Below are 20,293 nucleotides of genomic sequence, written 5' to 3'. Positions count from 1 at the left end.
GACGGGTGGTACCGGCGGGTAGCGAGCACTAGGGTCACGGCATGGACGCTGACGCCCTTGTCGTCGGGGCCGGTCTCGCCGGTCTCGTCGCTGCCAACGAGCTCGCCGACGCCGGACGATCCGTCGTCCTCCTCGACCAGGAGAGCGAGGCGAACCTCGGGGGCCAGGCGTGGTGGAGCTTCGGCGGGCTGTTCCTCGTCGACAGCCCCGAGCAGCGGCGCATGGGCATCAAGGACAACCTCGACCTCGCCTGGCAGGACTGGGAGGGCACCGCCGGCTGGGACCGCGACGAGGACTACTGGCCCCGCAGGTGGGGTCGCGCCTACGTCGAGTGGGCCGCCGGTGAGAAGCGGGAATGGTTGCGGCAGTTCGGGATCAGCTTCTTCCCCGTCGTCGGGTGGGCCGAGCGCGGTGACGGTCGCGCCGGCGGCCACGGCAACTCGGTCCCGCGCTTCCACATCCCGTGGGGGACGGGCACGGGCGTGGTGTCGCCGTTCATCGAGCGCGTCCGCCAGCACATCAGCGGCGGGCGCATCATCTATCGCCCCCGGCACCGGGTCGACGCTCTCGTCACCACCGGTGGCGCGGTGACCGGTGTGCGGGGGTCCATCCTCGCAGAGGACCACTCGGCCCGCGGGGTCGCGACCAACCGCGACGTCGTCGGCGACTTCGAGTACGCCGCACCGGCCGTCCTCGTCACGAGCGGCGGCATCGGCGGCAACCACGACCTCGTGCGGGCCAACTGGCCCGACCGCCTCGGCTCCGCGCCCGAGCACATGATCACCGGCGTCCCGGCCTACGTCGACGGACGCATGCTGGCGATCACGGAGGAGGCCGGCGGCACGGTCATCAACCGCGACCGGATGTGGCACTACGTCGAGGGCGTCAACAACTGGGACCCCGTGTGGCCCGACCACGCCATCCGGATCCTGCCGGGCCCGTCGTCGCTGTGGTTCGACGGCAACGGCGACCGGCTGCCGCCACCGAACTTCCCCGGCTTCGACACCCTCGGCACGCTGTCGCACCTGCGCACGACCGGTCACGACCACTCGTGGTTCGTCACCAACCGCACGCTCGTCGGCAAGGAGTTCGCCCTCTCGGGCAGCGAGCAGAACCTCGACCTCACCGACCGCAGCTACCGCGACATCGCCAGGCGACCGATCACCGCGGTGCAGCCGTCGATGCAGGCCTTCCTCGACCACGGCATCGACTTCGTCCAGGCCGGCACCCTGCGCGAGCTCGTGGCGAAGATGAACGAGCTCACGCCCGACGCCCCGGTCGACTTCGCCCACATCGAGCGCCAGGTGCTCGAGCGCGACCGGCAGGTCGAGAACCCGTTCACCAAGGACGCGCAGGTCGCGGCGATCCACGTCGCCCGTCAGTACCGCGGCGACAAGCTCACCAAGCGCGCCTTCCCGCTGCACCGGATCCTCGACCCGAAGCGCGGCCCGCTCGTCGCGGTCAGGCTCAACATCCTCACCCGCAAGTCGCTGGGCGGGCTGCAGACCAACCTCGACTCACAGGTCATCGGGGCGAACGGCGATCCCGTCCCGGGCCTGTATGCCGCGGGCGAGGTCGCGGGGTTCGGCGGCGGTGGGGTGCACGGCTACCGCTCGCTCGAGGGCACCTTCGTCGGCGGCTGCCTGTTCTCGGGTCGCGCAGCGGGACGCGCGGCCGCACGAGAGGCCCGCTGACCGGCATACCGACGCGGTGGACCGCCGGGCGTCAGAGCTTCATGCGGGCGGCGAGCGTGTCGCGCTTGTCCTCGAAGCGGGAGGCCTTGGTGTCGAGGTCGTCCATGAACGCCGACAGCTCGAGCCGGGCCTGCTCGCCCTCGGCCGAGAGGTTCTCGAGGTCCCAGACCTTCCAAAAGCGCAGGACCGGCGCGACGACGTCGTCGCGGTGCTGGCGCAGGTCGTAGATCCCGGCGACGGCCATCTCGACGGCCTTGCGCTGGAAGCCGGGGATGTCGGTGCCCGGCATGGCGAAGTTGAGGACGACGTCGCGGATGGCCATCATCGACGCGCTCGGGTCGAGCTCGAGCGCGGCGCCGAGGAGGTTGCGGTAGAAGATCATGTGGAGGTTCTCGTCGGCCGCGATCCGCTGGAGCAGCTGGTCGGCCATCGGGTCCTCGGTGAAGCGCCCGGTGTTGCGGTGCGAGACACGGGTCGCGAGCTCCTGGAACGACACGTAGGCCAGGGAGTGCAGCAGCTCGCCGCTGTGCGCGGACTCGTAGCCCTGCGACATGTGCGTCATCCGGAAGTCCTCGAGCGCCTTCGGGTCGACCATGCGCTTGACGAGCATGTAGTCGCGCATGGCGATGCCGTGCCGGCCCTCCTCGGCCGTCCAGCGGTGGACCCACTCGCCCCAGGCGTCGTCGCGCCCGAAGATGATCGCGATCTCGTGGTGGTAGCTCGGGAGGTTGTCCTCGGTGAGCAGGTTGACGATGAGCGCCGAGCGGGCGACGTCGGAAATCGGCGCGTCGTCGGGGCTCCACGCGTCACCACCCATGAGGCCGTCGAAGTTGCGGCCGTCGCTCCACGGGATGAACTCGTGTGGGTACCAGTCCTTCGCGACACCGATGTGCCGGTTGAGGTTGGTCTCGACGACCTGGTTCATCTCGCGCAGGAGGTCGGTCTGGCTCCACGTCGTGGCGGTCATGGCGCCCAACCTACGCTCGCGTAGGTTGGGCCCGCCAGTTACTCGGCAGTTCGATTTCGGACCCTCAGAGGCGGCCGACGCGGCCACCGCCACCGGCCGCCCAGCACGACCCGTCGCGGGTGCAGTCGAGGGTGTGGAACGCCTCCGGGCTGAACTGACGCCACGTCCGGCCGTTGTCCTTCGAGACGCTGCTGCCACCGATGGCGCCGCCCTGACCGACGACGACGAGCCGGTGTCCCAGCCACGAGACGTCCTCACCGAGGTGCGCGAGGTCGCCGGCCCCGCGCCAGGTCCGGCCGTTCGCGCTGCGGGCCACGGCGTCGGTCCCGTCGGCGGGCTCGGCGAAGTCGCCACCGACGGCGATGCCCTGCCCGGGTGTGCGGAAGGCCAGCGCGAACACCCCGGCCGCGTCACCCGCGGGGATCGTCGAGTCGGTGGCGCTCCACGTCAGGCCGGCGTCCCGGGAGTGGAAGATGCGCGACTGCGCGCCGCCGGATCCGAACCAGGCGTCACGCCCCGAGATCGTCAGGCAGTCACCGCTGGCCGAGAAGTTGGCCTCACCGGTCGAGTCGGGCATCCCCGCGTCGGGCAGCACCTGCCACGAGCGGCCGCCGTCGTGCGTGGCGGCGATCCGGAACCTCCCGTCGACCGGATCGCTCACTGCGAGCCCGCGCCGGCCGTCGGGGAAGAAGTCCATGCAGTTGTAGAACGCGGTGGGCTCGTCGTTGCGGAAGGTCTCGGTCCACGAGCGGCCACCGTCGGTCGTGCGATAGATCCTCGACGCCTCGCCCTCGCCGATCGCGAGCACCGACGCGGTGCGCGCGTCGACGGCCTCGACGTCCCGGAAGTTGAGCCCGGTGCTGCCGCTCGGCCCGACGTCCTGCCACGAGGACCCGCCGTCCGTCGTCCGGTAGACCTTGGCCGCGCCACCGGTGACGCTCGCACCGGTCACCCACGCCGTGGAGCGGTCGACGGCGTCGAGTCCGCGGAAGCTCTGGTCGGCGTCGACGGTCGTGACCGACCAGGCCAGGTCGTCCGTGTGGGGACGGGGTGTCGCCCCGGCCGCGCCTGCGAGGGGGACGGTGAGCGCGACGAGTGCGACGGCATACGGGGGTGCGGTGAGCGTTCGACGAAGGGTGCGCATGCTGGCACCCTGCCGCACCTCGGGCCGCCGCGCGCGGCGAGCGGGTCAGAGGTACTGGCCGGTGCCCTCGGCCGGGCCGGTGTCGGCCGGTCGCGACGGGCCACCCGGCATGGTGGGCATGCCGACCGGGCCACCGGACGCGGCCGGGTGGCCGGGCTCCACGGTGTGGCCGGGCGGCAGCTGACGCATCTGCTGGAGCTGGGCCTGCGCGGCCATCTGCTGCGCGACGAGGGCGGTCTGGATGCCGTGGAACAGGCCCTCGAGCCAGCCGACGAGCTGGGCCTGCGCGACCCGGAGCTCGGCGTCGGAGGGTGCCTCGTCGCTGAACGGCAGCGCGATCCGCTCGAGCTCCTCGACGAGCTCGGGGGCGAGGCCGTCCTTGAGCTCGGCGATCGAGCGCTCGTGGACGTCGGCGAGCCGCGCCCGGCCCTTCTCGTCGAGCGGCGCGTTGCGCACCTCCTCGAGGAGCTGCTTGATCATCGAGCCGATCCGCATGACCTTGGCGGGCTGCTCGACGAGGTCGGCCGGGTTCTGGCTCGCCCTGCCCTCCTCGCGGTGTGCGACACCCATGCCCTCGGGCGTGACGACGACGACCTTGTCGTCACTCACCGTCGCGGTGCCGTGGACCTCGCGGGGCTCCTCGGCCGACTCGGGGGTCTCGGGCTGCTGGGGCGTCTGGCTCATGTCGGCAATCCTGCCCCACGACACCGACGAGGGCTCAGCCCGGCGGGGTCCACGACGGGTCGCGACCGATGAAGCCGACGAGCTTGTCGGTGATGTCGGCGGTCTCGGGCACGTCGACGCGGGGGCCGTACTGACCGGAGGCCCGCAGCATCTCGTCGTGCTCCTGCATCCCGCTGAACATCTGGTTGGCGAACTCCTCGTCGAGCCGGTCGGGCTGGCCCGTCGCCCGCGCGAGGTCCCACGTGTGCAGGAAGACGTCGCTGACGTAGAACTGGTCGACCGCCTGCGGCAGCGGGATGTCGCCGATGTGCGGGTTGCTCAGCACCGTGGTCGCGGTGTCGGGGTCGTCGAGCAGCTCCTGCACGGCGTCGGCGTGGGTGGTCCAGGCGGCCACCGGGTCGTCGTCGACGGACGGGCCCTGGGCGAGCGTGAGGCCCGTGCCGGACTCGAGGAACGACGGGAACCACTCGACGAGGTGCCGGACGACGTCGCGCGCCGCCCACCCGTCGACCGGCGCCGGGGCGTCCCAGTCGTCGACCGCGCGCACGCGCTCGGTGAAGATGCCTGCGATCGCACGGTGACGTCCGGCTGGGTCGTGGGGGAACGGCATACGACGGAGTCTGTCAGGGATGTCGGACAGTCACGCGGTTCTGTGCGTGGCGTCCGGAGCCTTGCGTATGCCGGCCGCAGCCAGTCCCGCTGCCACCACCGGGACCGCGACCGCGAACCCGGCGAGGACGAGCCACGGGAAGACGAGCACGGGGTCGCCGGTGACGGACTCGCCGGTGAGCGGGTTCCACGACTGCGCGGTGAGCGGGTAGGCCAGAGCGATGCCCGGGACGATGCCGACGGCGACGCCGAGGACCGCGCCGATGACGCAGAGCGTGAAGGCCTGGGCGGCCGCCATGACGCGGCGCGTCCCCCGGCCGGAGCCGAGCGCGGCGAGGGTGGCCTGGTCGTTCTCCTGCTCGGTGAGGGTGAGCGCCGTCGACGTCAGCGTGATGACGAGCAGCAGCAGCGTGAAGATGCCGACGAGCACGGCGATGATCGTGCCGAGCTCGGAGACGAAGCCGCGCTCGGTCGACAGGTAGACGTCGTCGTCGACGCCGTAGCCGAGACGGTCGGTGAGGTCCTGCGACATCGGCCCGGCCGGGTCGTGGAGCGTGAGCTGCGACGTGCGGATCGGCCACCCCTGCTTCGTCGCGGTCTCGGTCGTCGCGAGCAGGCCCGACGTGAGCATCGCGCCGATCGTCTCGCGGGTGAGCTCGACCTCGACGGCGGGGACGGTGGTCGTCCTGATGTCGCTCAGCGCGGCGGCCGGGTCGACGTCGGTGGTCTGGGTGGGGTCGACCCGCTGGGTCGCGGTCATGACGGTGACCTTGCCGTCGGTGACCACTCGTGGCGAACCGGGGGCGTGGCCGATGACGACCGCTCCCGCCAGCACCGCGTCGACGTCGCCCTCGTGGCCGAGGGCGGTGAGCCGCCGCCGGATCTCGTCGGGGGTCGTGAAGTTCATCTGGGCGTTGCCCATGCCCTGGGTGCCGACCACCTGGCAGGGCGGCGAGGAGCTGTCCGGCCCGGGGGTGAACTCGGGGTCGTTGACGGAGCGCTGCGGTGTGCAGCCCGGCGGGACGACGTTGACGGCCGTGATGTCGTAGGGCTTGGTCGGCTGGACCGGGGTGGACGAGGTGAGCCACGGGTCGCCGCTGTCGACCGTCGAGACGGGCGAGATGACGAGGCCGGGGCGCACGGCGCGGAAGCCGGCGGAGACCCGCTCGATGCTCTCGGCGTCGAGGGTCGCGGTGTTGCCGGAGACCGTGGTGTCGCCGGGGAGGTTCTGCGCGACGTACTCACGCCGGCTCTGCTCCTCGTCGCTGCCACTCGCGATGAGCACCATGGTGAGGACGGCGACCCCGGCGAGGATCGCGGCGATGGCGGGGACGCTGCGGCTGCGCTGGCGGCCCGCGTCGCGGGTGGCCATCCGCAGCGAGACGGGCAGGCGCGAGCTGATCCGGGCGAGCCCGACCAGCGTCATCGGTGAGAGCATCACGGCACCGATGACGAGCGCAACCGTGGCGGCGACGGTCTGGATCTCGCCGCCGCCGTTGCCGGTCGCGGCCTGGGCGGCAGCGAGCGAGATCACGGCGAAGCCCCCGACCCCGGCGAGGACCGCCCCGACGAGGAAGACGACCTTGCTCGGCCGCGGCGAGACGCTCTGCCCCTTCATGACCCCGACGATGTCGAGCCGGCCCAGGCGGCGGGCGGGCAGCAGGGCGGCGATGACGGCGCTGACCATGGCGGCCAGGGTCGTCACGACGACCGGGACGACCGGCACGTCGAACGGTCCGGTGATCCCGAGGAAGCTGGCGGCCGCGCTCTGCCGGGCGAGGGCCCACGCGGCCAGCACGCCGAGCGCCGCACCGGCGAGGGCGGCGATGACGCCGAGGACGAGCGCCTGGGCGAGGACGGTGTGCCGCAGCTGGGCCGTGGTGGCCCCGTTGCTCGCGGAGAGGGCGAGGGTCCTGCGCTGGCGGGCGGCGCTCACCGCGAAGGCGGGCCCCACGAGGAGCGTCGTGATGACGAGGAGGAGGGCGCCGCCGATGGCCACGAAGCTGCCCATGCGGTCCTGGTCGAAGTCGACCATCGACCTCTGGTCGGCGGAGAGCTCGCTCACGGGCGGGGGGTTGCGCAGCACCTCGGCGGACCAGACGAGCAGGCCGTGACGGTTGAGCTCGCGGACCTTGGACCAGGTCACCGGCTCGTTGCCGAGCAGGATCCAGCTGCCACCGGCCTGCCCCGCCGTGAAGGGGGCGGGGGTGACGAGGTGGTGGTAGGTGTTGCCGCCCTCGCTGAGGACTCTGGCGGTGCCGACGACCGTGACCTCGTGCTCGGTGCTCCCGCTCCGCAGCGTGAGGCTGCCGCTCGTGGGGAGCCCGCGGCCGACGCCGATCTCGGTGACGAGCACCTCGCCGACGCGCTCGGGCAGGCGACCGTCGGTCAGTGTGACCTTGCCGGTGAGGCCGGCCCGCGGGTCGATCGCCAGCGACTGGAGCGAGAGCCGCCGCCCGTCACGCCGCGTCGTCACCGACTCGTCGAGGTAGGGCACGGCCCGGGTGCCGGTGAGCGAGCCGATCGCCTGGGCGTTGTCGAACGAGGAACCACCCTCGACCCACCCCGGGATGGGGGTGGACGTGCCCCGCGAGGACATGCCGACCGAGGGGTCGAACGGCTGGTCGACGGCGTTCGGCAATGGGTAGTCCACCGACGCCACCCCGTTGCCCATGCGGGAGGGGATCTGCTCGGGTCCGTCGATCTGGCTCGTGGCCGCAGCCGTGAGCGCGAAGGTCAGGAGCAGGGTCGGGAGCGCGACCATGATGAGGATGAGCGCGCTGCGGCCCTTGTGGCGGCGGACGTCGCGGCGTGCCATGCGCAGGGCGACACCCCAGCTGCCGGTGAACCGCGAACGCGCAGAACGGGACTCGAGCCCGGACACATCCAGTGCCGGGCGGGTGAGCGTGGTCATCGCGACGAGCCGGTGGCGAGCAGGTCCTCGGGCGAGCTGGCCCGTCCGGTCGAGTCGACGACGACCCCGTCGCGCAGGAAGACGACACGGTCGGCCCAGGCCGCGTGCCGGGCCTCGTGGGTGACGAGCAGGCCGGCGACGCCCTCGTCGCAGCGCTCGCGCAGCACCCGGAGGACGTCCTCGCCGGTGTGGCTGTCGAGGGCGCCGGTGGGCTCGTCGGCGAGGACGAGCCGGCGGCTGCCGACGAGGGCGCGGGCGATGGCGACGCGCTGCTGCTGGCCACCCGACATCTGGTCGGGGAAGCGGTCGGACAGGTCGCGCAGCCCCATGAGGTCGAGGGTCTGGCGCGCCTGCCGACGGGCCTGGCTCGCGCGCACCCCGTCGAGCTCGAGGGGGAGGCCGACGTTCTCGGCGGCGGTGAGGCTGGGGATGAGGTTGTAGTCCTGGAAGACGAACCCGACCCGCCGCCGACGCAGCTGGGCGATGCCCTTGGCGCCGAGCGTCGAGAGGTCCTCGCCCTCGATGACGACGCGACCGCTCGTGGCGAGGTCGAGGCCGCCGGCGAGGTTGAGCAGGGTCGACTTGCCGGAGCCGCTCGGCCCCATGACGGCGACGAGCTCGCCGGGCATGACCTCGAGGCTCACGCCGTCGAGGGCGCGGACCGCGGTCTCACCGGTGCCGTGGACCCGGGTGACGTCCTCGAGGAGCAGGCTGGGCGCGGTCATCGCCGTGCCTCCGTCCGAGTGCCGGCGTGGTCGCCTGCGTCGTCAGGCAGGGCGGTGGTGTGCGCCCCCGAACGGCGAAAAGGTCGCAACGACTCCCGGTGCAGCCGGGTCTCGACGTGGTCGAGCCAGCGGACCTCGGCCTCGGCGGTGAAGATGAGGTTCTCGAGGACGAGCAGCCAGGCGAGGTCGTGGTTGCCCTCGTCGTGCTTCGCGGCGTCGGCCGGCCCGGATGGCGCCCCCTCGGCCTCGCGCTGCTTGCGCATCACCTGCTGCTTGAGCCGGGTGAGGTCGTGCAGGTGCTTGAGGGTCGCGGTCCGCTGGGTCTGCGCGACGGCCTGGACGTCGACCCCGGGCACGGTGACGGCGAGCGCGAGCTTGATGGTCAGCTCGTCGCGCGGCGTGCTGTCCCGGTCGACCGGCGTGGTCCACCACGTGCCGACCTCCTCGGTGCCGGCCTGCGTGAGCCGGTAGGAGATGCGGCCCTCGCCGTCGGCCTCACCCGTCGGCTCGACGAGGCCGTCGCGCTCGAGCCGGGCGAGGGTCGTGTAGACCTGCCCGACGTTGAGCGGCCACGTGCCACCGGTGCGGTCCTCGAACTCGGCGCGCAGCTGGGCGCCGTACATCGGGCCGTCTGCGAGGAGGGCCATGAGCCCCTGCTTGACCGACATCGCGTCTTCCCTTCGACGTTCGACGCGAGAACCCCTGCGCTCCCGCGTACGGTGCCGAGCCGGCATACCGAGGGTTTTCAGTTGGCCCCTGTTCCGCGTGAATACTCGGTATGCCGTGCTCGGACGGGACATGTATACCGAGTATTCAGCGGCAGGGCAAGCACCACCAGTGCACTGAACCCACTCCGGGTGGGAGACGCGGGACCGGTCAGGGCACGAGCAGGATCTTGCCGATGTGGGTGGAGGCCTCCATCTCGGCGTGCGCCGCGCTCGCCTGCGCCAGCGGGTGGCGTGAGTGCACGATCGGCCGGACGCGCCCGTCGGCGACCATCGGCCAGACGTGCTCGCGGACGGCGGCGACGATCGTGGCCTTCTCGGCCACGGGACGTGCGCGCAGCGAGGTGGCGATGACGGCACCGCGCTTGCGCAGCAGGGTGTTGATGTCGAGCTCACCCTTGACGCCGCCCTGAAGACCGATGATGACCAGACGGCCGGCGGTGGCGAGGGCCTCGACGTTGCGGGGGAGGTACTTCGCGCCCATGTTGTCGAGGATGACGTCGGCGCCGTGCCCGTCGGTCGCCTTCGCGAGCTCCTCGACGAAGTCCTGCTCGCGGTAGTTGATGAGGATGTCGGCGCCGAGCTCGCGGCAGACGTCGAGCTTGTCCTGCGTGCCGGCGGTGACGGCGACGCGCGCACCGACCTCGCGGGCGAGCTGGATGGCCATGGTGCCGATGCCGGACGAGCCGCCGTGGACGAGCAGGGTCTCGCCGGGCTGGAGGTTGGCCGTGAGGAAGACGTTGGACCACACCGTCGACGTCACCTCGGGCAGGGCTGCGGCGTCGACGAGGTCGACCCCCTGGGGGACGGGCAGGACCTGGCCGGCGGGCACGGTGACCTGCTCGGCGTAGCCACCTCCGACGAGCAGCGCGCACACCTGGTCGCCGACGACCCACCCGCTGACGTCGTCACCCACGGCGTCGATGACCCCCGACACCTCGAGCCCGGGGATCTCGGTCATGCCGGGCGGCGGGTTGTAGTGGCCCATCCGCTGCATGACGTCGGCTCGGTTGACGCCGGCAGCAGCGACCTTGATACGGACCTCGCCGGCTGCGGGCTCGGGGGCGTCGACGTCGGACAGGACGAGTGCCTCGGGACCGCCGGGCGTGGGGATGGTGATGGCCTTCATGCCTCCCAACGTACGACTCAGAGGCGTCCGAGGTCCTCGGGGGTGTCGATGTCGGGGACCTCGAAGGGTGCGCGGACCTCGCGGTGGGGGAGTGACAGCAGCGTGCGTGCCGCGACTCCCGCTGCCGCGCGCGGCACCGCGCCCAGCAGCTCGTGGACCCGGTATGCCGCGAGCACCGGGTTCGCCTGTCCCTCACCGTCGCTCAGCACGGCCGCCGCAGCGGAGGCCTCGGCCTCGAGCGTCGACACCAGCAGGGGCAGCACCTCGCCGGCACGGGGGGCGTCACCGGGCACCACGCACACGACCTGTGACGTCACGACCTCCAGACCCGCGGCGATCGCCGCCAGCGGACCGCCCCCGGCCGGTGACTCGCGGACGAACCGCACCCGCCCGGCCACCTCCGACGGGACCGGCCGCGAGGGGCCGACGACGACGAGGTCCCAGGCGGACGGCATACCGAGGAGGCAGTGGTCGAGCACCGAGCGACCGTCCGGCAACGACGCGACGAGCTTGTCCGACCCGAAGCGGCGCGACGACCCCCCGGCCAGCACGATGACCTGCACGGACCCACTCACGTGACCATTGTCGCCCGTCGCACCCCCGGCATACGTTGGACTGATCGCCACACGACAAAGGAGTCGAGACCATGGCAGTTGAGAGGCGCACCGTCATCAAGGGTGCTGCAGTAGCCGCGGGAGCCACCGCCCTCGCCGGACCGTTCCAAGGGCTGGTGGCCGGACCGGCCGGTGCGGCCCCGAAGGGGACGATGGGCGGGCCGGCGTTCCGCGGGCTGCGCCCCGTCCCGGACGAGCGCGACGGCAAGGTGCGGCTGCACCTGCCCGAGGGCTTCCGCTACCGGTCCTTCCACGACACCGAGACGCCGATCGTCCTCGACGACGGCACGGCACTGCCCGGCCGCCACGACGGCATGGGCGCCTTCCGGGGTCCCGACCGCGGCACCGTCACCCTCATCCGCAACCATGAGGTCAACAACCCGGGGCCGGCGTTCGGGCCGCCGGGCGGCGGTGACCACGTCTACGACCCGATGGCCCGCGGCGGGTGCACCCACATCGACGTCGACGGCCGCGGCAACGTCAAGGCGGCGTGGACCGCGATCAGCGGCACGATGATGAACTGCTCCGGCGGCCAGGTGCCGTGGGGCGCCTGGGTGACGTGCGAGGAGACCGTCAACGGTCCCGACGTCGGCCCCGACTTCACCGGTGCGTCCAACGTCCCGCTCACCAAGCCGCACGGCTACGTCTTCGAGGTCCCGAAGGAGGGCCGGGCGAAGGCGCGACCGATCACCCGGGCCGGGCGCTTCCCGCACGAGGCCGTGTCGTTCGACCCGCGCGAGGGCCGGCTCTACCTCACCGAGGACAACTTCGCGTTCCCGTCGGGCTTCTACCGCTACACGCCGAAACGCAACCCGATGCGCAGCGGGCACCTCGACAACGACGGCACGCTGCAGATGCTCGCCGTCAAGGGGCAGCCGAACGCGCACCTCGAGGGCAACCAGCGCAAGGGTGCGACCTACAAGGTCGAGTGGGTCGACATCGACGACCCGGACCCCACCTACCCCTACACGCCGGGGCAGACGGCGCCGACCGCCAACGACACCGCCCTCCAGCACGTCAGCGGCCAGGGCCGGGCCAAGGGTGCGGCTGGGTTCTCACGGCTCGAGGGGCAGATCTACGACAACGGCGTCGTCTACTTCACCTCGACCCAAGGGGGCGGCGACCCCGAGACCGGCAACGAGCTCATCAACGGCTACGGCAACGGCTTCGGGCAGGTGTGGGCCTACGACACCCGCTCCGAGACGCTGCGGCTCGTCTACCAGTCGCCGGGCAAGCAGACGTTCGACTTCCCCGACAACATCACCGTGAGCCACCGCGGCACCCTCGTCGTCTGCGAGGACAGCAACCAGGACAACTACGTCCGCGGACTGAGCCGTGGCGGCCAGCTCTGGGACATCGCCCTCAACCGGGCCGAGTCCGCGCGCACCGGGCTGCCGCGCTACGACGACGAGTTCGCCGGCTCGACGTTCAGCCCCGACGGCCGGACGCTCTTCGTCAACATCCAGGCGAGCGCGGGCATGTCGTTCGCGATCTGGGGTCCGTGGGAGCGCATCGGCGTCTGACGCCGGGTCGTCGTCGCGGCGCCGGCTCCCTGCCACTGATGGGGTGCCATCGAGGTCGGACACCGATAAGTGTCCAAGGTGGACACTTATCGGTGTCCGACGCGATCGCGCACATGCTCGACCCCGGCACAGGGGCTGCGGCTGAGGGCGCAAAAGCGGTGGCGCGCTGTCGGTGCCGGGGTGGACGCTGTCACCCATGACAGGGACCGCGGACACGCAGGAGCGCCAGCTGCCGCGGGCCCTCACGCCGTTCCGTGGCTCGGCCTACCGCCGCCTCGCGATCGCCCTCGTCTTCTCGACGTTCGCCGGCGGCGTCTGGGCCATCGCGCAGGTGTGGGAGGTCGTGCGCCTCGGTGGCGGCGCGTCCCAGCTCAGCGTCGTCGCCACGGCCGCCGCGCTCGGGGTGATCCTGCCCGCCCTGCTCGCCGGCGTCGTCGCCGACCGCGTCCCGCAGAAGCGCATCCTGCTCGTCGTCGCCGGCATCGAGCTGCTCTGCATGAGCACCGTCGCGACGCTCTCTCTGCTCGACCTCACCCAGCTGTGGATGCTCGCCGCCATCGCCTTCACGTTCGGCATGGCGATGGCGTTCTACTACCCCGCCTACACCGCGTGGCTCCCGGCGCTCGTCGAGGAGCGAGACCTCATGGCCGTCAACGGCTTCGAGGGCATGGTGCGCCCGACCATCGGCCAGGCCATCGGTCCGGCCGTCGCCGGTGCCGCCATCGCCGCCGCCAACCCCGGCACGGCCGTCGTCGTCGCCGCCTCCTCGGTGCTCCTCGGGCTGCTCGCCCTGATGTCCGTCCCGGAGACGCCGCTGCGCCGCCAGCTCGACGAGGGCCACGGGCAGCACCCGATCCGGTCGGCGCTCGCGGACGTGCGAGAGGGCTTCTCCTACATGGTCCGCACGCCATGGCTGCTGGCCACGCTGATCTTCGCGAGCCTCATGATCCTCGTGATGATGGGGCCGTTCGAGGTGCTCGTCCCGTTCCTCATCAAGGACCGGCTCGGCGGAGGCCCGCGCGACCACTCGTTCGTCCTCGCGGCCTTCGGCGTGGGTGGCGCGGTCGGCTCGCTCCTCATGGCCTCGCTCCGGATGCCGCGCCGCTACCTCACCTGGATGAACCTCCTGTGGGGAGTCGGCTCGCTGCCGCTGGCGGTCATCGGGTTCGCCGGCCACATCGGCGTCGTCATCGCCGCGGCGTTCGTGCTCGGCGTGACCTTCTCGGCGCCGATGGTCATCTGGGGGACCCTGCTCCAGCGCAGGGTGCCGCCGGCGCTCATCGGTCGCGTCTCGAGCCTCGACTTCTTCGTCTCGATCAGCCTCATGCCCGTGTCGATGGCGCTCGCCGGTCCGGTGGCCGAGGTCATCGGCGTCCGCCCCACCTTCCTCATCGCCGGGATCGTGCCCGGGATCATCGCCGTGATCGCCATCCTCTGGGCGCGCCTGCCCGCCGACGAGCTCGCCCACCCGCTGCGCGACTAGCCAATCTCGATCCCCCCATCGCGTATCCGCACGTCAGAGCGTTGCGGGCGTAACGTGCCGAACGGTCCGGCACCCGGTCGGGCCCGCGACGTTGGTCCGAGGGAGCTGGGATGACAGCCACAGAGGTCGATCAGGAGAAGCCGGTCAGGAGCCTGATCCCGGCCCGGATGCACGACATGCCGTGGACGAAGTTCCACTGGATGGTGATCTTCGGACTCGGCACGGCCTGGATCCTCGACGGTCTCGAGGTGCAGATCGTCGCGGCCGGTGGCTTCGAGAAGTCGCTCGACATGAACGCCGCGCAGGTCGGTCTCGCCGGCTCGGTCTACCTCGTCGGCCAGGTCGTGGGTGCCCTCTTCTTCGGACGCCTCACCGACACCCTCGGGCGCAAGAAGCTCTTCACGATGACGCTCGCGCTCTACCTCGTCGCCTCCGGCCTCGCGGCGTTCTCGCCCAACATGCTCGTGTTCCTCGCGCTGCGGTTCGTCGCGGGCATGGGCATCGGTGGTGAGTACTCCGCGGTGAACTCGGCCGTCGACGAGCTCATCCCCGGCCGGTTCCGTGGACGGGTCGACCTCGCCATCAACGGCACCTACTGGTTCGGTGCCGGCATCGGCGCCTTCGCCAGCCTCTTCCTGCTCGACACCGAGCGTTTCGGCGAGAACGTCGGGTGGCGCATCGCCTTCCTCATCGGGCCGATCCTGGGTCTGGCGATCATCTACCTGCGCCGCCACATTCCCGAGAGCCCGCGCTGGATGGTCACGCACGGCAAGGGCGACGAGGCCGAGGAGATCGTCTCCCGCATCGAGCAGGAGGTCGAGGCCGCCGGCAAGAAGCTGCCGAAGCTCGACGAGGAGAAGCACGGCATGTGGGTCAAGCCGCGCGAGGGCCTCACGCCCAAGCAGCTCGCCTACGTCTTCTTCAAGCTCTACCCCAAGCGCACCGTGCTCGGCGCGACGCTGATGATCACGCAGAGCTTCCTCTACAACGCGATCTTCTTCACGTACTCGCTCGTGCTCCAGAACTTCTACGACAAGACACCGTCGAGCGCCGCCGCGTACTTCTTCCCGTTCGCGATCGGCAACCTGCTCGGCCCGCTGCTGCTCGGCCCGTTCTTCGACACCGTCGGCCGACGCAAGATGATCGGCGGCTGCTACGCCTTCGCCGCCATCGTCCTCGCCGTCTCGGCGTTCCTCTTCAACGCAGGCTCCCTCTCGGCCGGCACCCACACGATCTTCTGGTGCGTGGCGTTCTTCTTCGCCTCGGCGGGAGCCTCGGCCGGCTACCTCACCGTGTCCGAGATCTTCCCGCAGGAGGCCCGTGGCCAGGCGATCTCGTACTTCTTCGCCATCGCCCAGGTCTTCGGCGCCCTCGGCCCGGTCCTCTACGGCGCCCTCATCGGCGAGGGTGAGGAGCGCACCCCGATGTTCTGGGGCTACCTGCTCGCCTCCGGCATCATGCTCATCGGCGCGGCCGTCGCCGCGGTCTGGGGTGTCGACGCCGAGGGCAAGTCGCTCGAGGAGATCGCGCCCCCGCTCAGCAGCTACGACAAGGACGGCAACGAGACCGTCCACCTGCCGGTCTGAGGAGACGACGATGAGCGAGCAGACACCTCCGCCGGCACAGGGTGGGCATCCCTACACCGTCGTCGTCGGCGTGAGCGCGACGTCGAAGTCCCCCACGGCGCTGGAGTGGGGTGCCGCCCAGGCGGCACAGAACCACGGGCGCCTCGTCGCCGTCCGGTCGTGGCGGGTCACCGGTCCTCCGGGCACCATGTCCGGCGGCACGGCGGCGCGCATCACCGACGAGCGTGACACCGCCCGCAGCGAGCAGGCGGCGCTCGAGGCCGACGTCGCCGAGGTGCTCGGACCGGACCACACCGCCGAGGTGCGGGCCGAGCGCGGTGGCAAGCGCAAGGTGCTCCTCGCCGCGGCGGCCGGTGCCGACCTCCTCGTCATCGACGCCCCGCGCAGCCTGACCGGGCCACCGCTCTTCGCGCAGCGCCTCGTCTATGCCGCGAGCTGCCCGGTCGTCGTCATGCCTCCGCGCATCTCGCACCTGAGCAGCCCGCTGGAGCAGGCCGGTCGCATCGTCGGACGGGCCGCGGTCCGCTCCGCAGGACTGGCTGGACGCCCCGGCTACCGACCGCCGATGGCCCACTGAGCCGGGACCCGTCGACGACGCGGGGTCAGGTGCGGCGAGGTGGCCGCGCCTGACCCCGCAGTCGTGCCGAGAGGTCGTCGGCCGCCTGGGAGACGGCCGACACGAGCCGCGTCTCCTCGCCCTCGTCGACCGCCTCGACCCGGAACGTCACCGCCACCGCCGCCACCGGGTGCTCGCTGTGGTCGAGCACGGCCACGGCCACGGACTTCAGCCCGCGGGTGATGTGACCGTCCTCGACGGCATACCCGCGTCCACGCACGGACTGCAGGAGCGAGCGCAGTGCGGTCGTCGACGACGGCCCGAGCCCGTCCCGCTGGACCAGCGCGTCGGCGTGCGGGAAGAGTGCGCGCACCTGCCCCGCCGGCAGCGCCGCGAGCATCGCGAGCCCGGTGGCGGTGAGGGTCGCGGGCAGGCGGACGCCGACGTCGGAGACGAGCACCGGTCCCTGCGGCGCGCGCTGCTCGATGACGTAGAGGACGTCGCGTCCGTGCAGCACCGCGAGGTGGGCGTTGTGCCCGGTCGCGTCGACGAGCCGGTCGAGGGTGCCCCGCGCGATCCGCTGCAGCGGTGCCTGGCGCTGGTAGGCCGACCCCAGCTCGTATGCCGCGACGCCCAGTCCGTAGCGGCGCTCACCTTCGAGGTGGGAGACGTAGCCGCGGTCGCGCAGCACGCCGAGCAGGTGGTAGGTGCTCGAGCGCGGCAGCCCGAGCTCGCGGGCGACCGTGGCGGCGGGCAGCGGCTCACCACGCCGGGCGAGCAGCTCGAGGACGTCGAGGGCGTGCCCGGCCGCCGGGGCGACCGTCACGCGGCGTCGGGGTCCGGCTGGTGCACGCCGAAGACGTTGCCCTCGGTGTCGATGAAGTAGCCCTGCCACGCCATGCCGGGCAGGGCGTGCTTCTCGAGGGCGACGGTGGCGCCGGCAGCCAGGGCCTTGGCGGCGGTGGCGTCGAAGTCGTCGCTGCCCATCGTGAGGACCGACCCGGCGACGGGACCGCCGGGCTCGGGGTTGGGTCCCTGCCGCTGCATGATCGCGCCGTTGATGCCCGGCTGGTCCTCCGGACCGGTCGTCACCCCGACGTAGGGCATGCCGGCGAACTCGCTCCAGTCCTCGGTCTCCCAGCCGAACACGTCCGTGTAGAACGCGACCGCACGGGGGACGTCGGCGGCGTGGATCTCGAAGTGGATGGCGCGGGTCATCGGAGCTCCTCGGTCGGACGGGTGGAGGTGGTGGGGCCCATCATCCACCCGACGGGCCGTCGTCGAGCAGCCTCCCGAGGATGCGGGTCAGCGTGGCGCGGTCGCGGTCCGAGAGGTCGGCGAAGTAGCCCTCGGCGTCGGCCCGCCGGGCGGTGTCGAGCTCGTCAAGGACCCGACGTCCGTGCGCGGTGAGCGCGACGCGAGTGGCCCGCCGGTCGCTCGGGTCGGGCTCGCGGGCGACGAAGCCCCGCCCCTCGAGCGAGTCGACGACGTCGGTGACCGAGCGCGGTGCGATGCGCAGGTGCTGGGCGACGACGCCGAGCCTGGTGGGCTCGTGGTGGCCGATGACCCGAAGCGCCCGCGACTCGTGCGGCGTGATGCCCCAGGGTTCGAGCGTCGCCGCGAACCGCCGCCGCAGACCTCGCGCCACCTCCATGACGAGCTCGCCGAGCGCCGGCTCGGGTGAGACATCCGGAGGGCGAGGGGCGGACGGCATACGGGAATGTTATCGCCGAACGCTGCGTTGGGCTCATTGTGAGGCAACCTCACCAAACACTTTCGCTCGACACAGACAGGAGGGTGCGCATGACAGCCACCCCACACCCCACCCCCGAGACCGGCGGCCGCGGCGGTCGCGGCGGCGGCCCGATGAAGGTCGACCCGCGTGACCGCGCCCAGCTCGAGATCGCCCCCGTCCCGCTGCGACGGGTCACCGCCCTCTTCCGTGGCTTCGCCCGCCCCATCGGCATCGTCACCGCGATCATCGTGGCCACGTCGGTCATCTCGATGGCCCAGCCGTTCCTCGTGCGCGAGGTCGTCGACGTCGCCATCCCGCAACAGGACGTGCGCCTGCTCCTCCTCGCCGTCGGCGGCATGCTCGCCGTGGCCGCGACCACCCAGCTCCTCGGCGTCGTGCAGACCTGGATGTCCACCGGCGTGGGCCAGCGCGTCATGCACCGCCTGCGGACCGACCTCTTCGCCCACCTGCAGCGGCAGTCGCTGGGCTTCTTCACCCGCACCCGCGCCGGTGAGGTCCAGTCGCGCCTCACCAACGACATCAACGGCATGCAGGGCGTCATCACGACGACCGCGACGTCGATCGCGTCGAACCTCACGACGGCCGTCGCCACCTCGGTCGCGATGGTCGCGCTGTCGTGGCGGCTCTCGCTCCTGTCGCTGCTCGTCATCCCGCCGGCCGTGTGGATGACCCGCCGGGTCGCCCTCATCCGCCGCGAGGTCACCGCGCGCCAGCAGGCCCGCCGCGCCGACCTCAACGTCCAGATCGAGGAGGGGCTCTCGGTCTCCGGCGTGCGCCTGTCCAAGACCCTCGGCGCCGGCCGTCGTCACGCCGAGCGCTTCTCGACGACGTCCGAGGAGCTCGTCGACCTCGAGCTGCGCAGCCAGCTCGCCGGGCGCTGGCGGATGGCGACGATGCAGGTCATCTTCTCGGCGATCCCCGCGCTCATCTACCTCGTCGCCGGCCTCCCCGCGACGTCCGGCGGCATGACCATCGGGACGCTCATCGCGTTCACGACGCTCCAGGCCGGCATCTTCCGCCCGCTCATGGGTCTGCTCAACGTGGGTGCCCAGTGGGTGTCGTCGATGGCGCTCTTCTCCCGCGTCTTCGAGTACCTCGACCTCGTCCCCGACGTCGCCGCCCCCGTCGCGCCGGTGTCGCTGGACCCGCAGCAGGTGCGCGGGGAGGTGCGCCTCGAGGACGTCTCCTTCCGGTATGCCGCGGACGCACCTCTCGCTCTCGACTCCGTCTCCGCGGTGGTCCCGGCCGGTGGGTCGCTGGCCCTCGTCGGACACACCGGGTCCGGCAAGTCGACGCTCGCCTCGCTGGTCGCCCGGCTGCACGACCCCACCTCGGGCCGGGTCACCGTCGACGGGGTCGACCTGCGCGACCTCGACCCCGAGGTGCTCGTCCGGATCGTCGGTGTCGTCTCGCAGGAGACCTACCTCGTGCACGCCTCGATCCGCGAGAACCTCCTCCTCGCCGCCCCCGACGCCGGTGAGGTCGACCTCTGGCGGGCCCTGGGCGCTGCCCAGGTCGCCGACCTCGTGGCGTCGCTGCCCGAGGGGCTCGACACGGTCGTCGGTGCTCGCGGGCACCGGTTCTCCGGTGGTGAGCAGCAGCGCATCGCCATCGCCCGCACGATCCTGCGCGACCCGCGGGTGCTCGTCCTCGACGAGGCCACGAGCGCGCTCGACAACGACACCGAGCGCGCCGTGCAGAAGGCGCTCGACGAGCTCGTGCGGGGCCGCACGACCATCACCATCGCGCACCGGCTCTCCACGGTGGAGTCAGCGGACGAGATCGCCGTCCTCGACCACGGCCGGGTCGTCGAGCGGGGCTCGCACGAGGAGCTGCTCGCGACGGGTGGCCGCTTTGCCGCCCTCGCCGGCACCGCGGTGCTCGGCAGCCAGGTGACCGGCGCCGGGGTGACGGGCAGCGATGGGGCGCGGACGGCATACGCCACCGTCTGACCCCGTGACCAACTCACCAATTCCTCCCCTGCGTCACACCCATCCCTGTGGCGGAGGGGAGGAATTGGTGAGTTGGTCACCGTCGGGTGGTGAGGAGCGGGCGGTGGCCGCGGTGCGACAGGACGCTGGTCCGGGACCGGTGCGAGAGCGGCGAGATCAGGCTCGCCGCCGAGCCGATCGACCCGAACGACCCCACGCTCCCATCGGGATTCCCAGCCCGCGCGGAAAGCCG

At 71.9% G+C, this 20,293-nt stretch carries 18 protein-coding genes; 6 read left to right on the top strand and 12 right to left on the bottom strand.

Features of this window, described 5'->3' with window-relative positions:
• Positions 1 to 41 precede the first annotated feature (41 nt).
• Positions 42 to 1,694 carry an FAD-binding dehydrogenase gene (locus tag KLO01_RS05035; protein WP_147062691.1) on the top strand — a complete coding sequence of 551 codons (1,653 nt, stop codon included), beginning with the start codon at positions 42 to 44 and terminating at the stop codon, positions 1,692 to 1,694.
• A 31-nt stretch (positions 1,695 to 1,725) separates the two neighbouring features.
• Here KLO01_RS05035 and KLO01_RS05030 read toward each other — a convergent pair whose 3' ends face one another.
• The 9 genes from KLO01_RS05030 to mobA form a co-directional block, all read right to left on the bottom strand.
• Positions 1,726 to 2,661: an acyl-ACP desaturase gene (locus KLO01_RS05030; RefSeq protein ID WP_147062689.1), complete on the bottom strand. Its 936-nt coding sequence runs from the start codon at positions 2,659 to 2,661 to the stop codon at positions 1,726 to 1,728.
• Positions 2,662 to 2,725: 64 nt separating this feature from the next.
• Positions 2,726 to 3,805, bottom strand: coding sequence for a WD40/YVTN/BNR-like repeat-containing protein (locus tag KLO01_RS05025; RefSeq protein WP_222611919.1), 1,080 nt, complete (start codon positions 3,803 to 3,805; stop codon positions 2,726 to 2,728).
• A gap of 45 nt (positions 3,806 to 3,850) precedes the next feature.
• The gene (locus KLO01_RS05020) at positions 3,851 to 4,489 is read right to left on the bottom strand and encodes a proteasome activator (RefSeq protein WP_147062687.1); all 639 of its coding nucleotides are present in this window, start codon (positions 4,487 to 4,489) and stop codon (positions 3,851 to 3,853) included.
• 34 nt (positions 4,490 to 4,523) lie between these two features.
• A complete protein-coding gene (locus tag KLO01_RS05015) occupies positions 4,524 to 5,099 on the bottom strand; it encodes a TIGR03086 family metal-binding protein (protein WP_147062686.1) in 576 nt (191 codons plus the stop codon).
• Positions 5,100 to 5,129: 30 nt separating this feature from the next.
• A complete protein-coding gene (locus KLO01_RS05010; RefSeq protein WP_147062684.1) occupies positions 5,130 to 8,012 on the bottom strand; it encodes an FtsX-like permease family protein in 2,883 nt (960 codons plus the stop codon).
• Positions 8,009 to 8,737 (bottom strand): ABC transporter ATP-binding protein, encoded by a 729-nt coding sequence (locus tag KLO01_RS05005; RefSeq protein WP_147062682.1) that lies wholly within the window; start codon positions 8,735 to 8,737, stop codon positions 8,009 to 8,011. The genes KLO01_RS05010 and KLO01_RS05005 overlap by 4 nt, the downstream gene beginning before the upstream one ends.
• On the bottom strand, positions 8,734 to 9,405 hold the full coding sequence (locus KLO01_RS05000; protein ID WP_147062680.1) for a PadR family transcriptional regulator: 672 nt from the start codon (positions 9,403 to 9,405) through the stop codon (positions 8,734 to 8,736). The genes KLO01_RS05005 and KLO01_RS05000 overlap by 4 nt, the downstream gene beginning before the upstream one ends.
• Positions 9,406 to 9,613: 208 nt before the next feature.
• A complete protein-coding gene (locus KLO01_RS04995) occupies positions 9,614 to 10,591 on the bottom strand; it encodes an NAD(P)H-quinone oxidoreductase (protein ID WP_147062678.1) in 978 nt (325 codons plus the stop codon).
• A gap of 17 nt (positions 10,592 to 10,608) precedes the next feature.
• The gene (gene mobA / locus KLO01_RS04990; protein ID WP_186827907.1) at positions 10,609 to 11,166 is read right to left on the bottom strand and encodes a molybdenum cofactor guanylyltransferase; all 558 of its coding nucleotides are present in this window, start codon (positions 11,164 to 11,166) and stop codon (positions 10,609 to 10,611) included.
• 71 nt (positions 11,167 to 11,237) lie between these two features.
• Here mobA and KLO01_RS04985 point away from each other — a divergent pair, with 71 nt between their 5' ends.
• The 4 genes from KLO01_RS04985 (at position 11,238) to KLO01_RS04970 (ending at position 16,374) form a co-directional block, all read left to right on the top strand.
• A complete protein-coding gene (locus KLO01_RS04985; RefSeq protein ID WP_147062675.1) occupies positions 11,238 to 12,728 on the top strand; it encodes a PhoX family protein in 1,491 nt (496 codons plus the stop codon).
• Between the two features lie 196 nt (positions 12,729 to 12,924).
• Entirely contained in the window at positions 12,925 to 14,211 is a 1,287-nt protein-coding gene (locus KLO01_RS04980; protein WP_147062672.1) for an MFS transporter, read from the top strand.
• Positions 14,212 to 14,321: 110 nt separating this feature from the next.
• Positions 14,322 to 15,797: an MFS transporter gene (locus KLO01_RS04975; protein WP_147062670.1), complete on the top strand. Its 1,476-nt coding sequence runs from the start codon at positions 14,322 to 14,324 to the stop codon at positions 15,795 to 15,797.
• Positions 15,798 to 15,807: 10 nt separating this feature from the next.
• Complete coding sequence (locus KLO01_RS04970) at positions 15,808 to 16,374, top strand: universal stress protein (protein WP_147062668.1); 567 nt, start codon at positions 15,808 to 15,810, stop codon at positions 16,372 to 16,374.
• A gap of 25 nt (positions 16,375 to 16,399) precedes the next feature.
• Here the strand turns inward: KLO01_RS04970 and KLO01_RS04965 are convergent, their stop codons facing one another.
• Genes KLO01_RS04965 through KLO01_RS04955 form a run of 3 tightly spaced genes read right to left on the bottom strand, consistent with a single transcriptional unit; the run spans position 16,400 to position 18,067 of the window.
• Entirely contained in the window at positions 16,400 to 17,179 is a 780-nt protein-coding gene (locus tag KLO01_RS04965; RefSeq protein WP_147062666.1) for an IclR family transcriptional regulator, read from the bottom strand.
• Positions 17,176 to 17,571: a VOC family protein gene (locus KLO01_RS04960; RefSeq protein WP_147062664.1), complete on the bottom strand. Its 396-nt coding sequence runs from the start codon at positions 17,569 to 17,571 to the stop codon at positions 17,176 to 17,178. Before KLO01_RS04960 ends, KLO01_RS04965 begins: the two co-directional genes overlap by 4 nt.
• Positions 17,572 to 17,611: 40 nt before the next feature.
• Positions 17,612 to 18,067, bottom strand: a complete 456-nt coding sequence (locus KLO01_RS04955) for a MarR family winged helix-turn-helix transcriptional regulator (protein WP_147062661.1) — start codon at positions 18,065 to 18,067, stop codon at positions 17,612 to 17,614.
• Positions 18,068 to 18,156: 89 nt separating this feature from the next.
• On the opposite strand from KLO01_RS04955, the gene KLO01_RS04950 reads away from it, so the two are divergent.
• The gene (locus tag KLO01_RS04950) at positions 18,157 to 20,061 is read left to right on the top strand and encodes an ABC transporter ATP-binding protein (protein WP_246136053.1); all 1,905 of its coding nucleotides are present in this window, start codon (positions 18,157 to 18,159) and stop codon (positions 20,059 to 20,061) included.
• The last annotated feature ends 232 nt before the right edge of the window (positions 20,062 to 20,293 follow it).

This window comes from Knoellia locipacati (genome assembly GCF_007992835.1).
Taxonomy (GTDB): domain Bacteria; phylum Actinomycetota; class Actinomycetes; order Actinomycetales; family Dermatophilaceae; genus Knoellia; species Knoellia locipacati.
The sequence above is the reverse complement of the archived record's forward strand: the minus strand, read 5'-3'. Positions and strand labels throughout refer to the sequence as shown.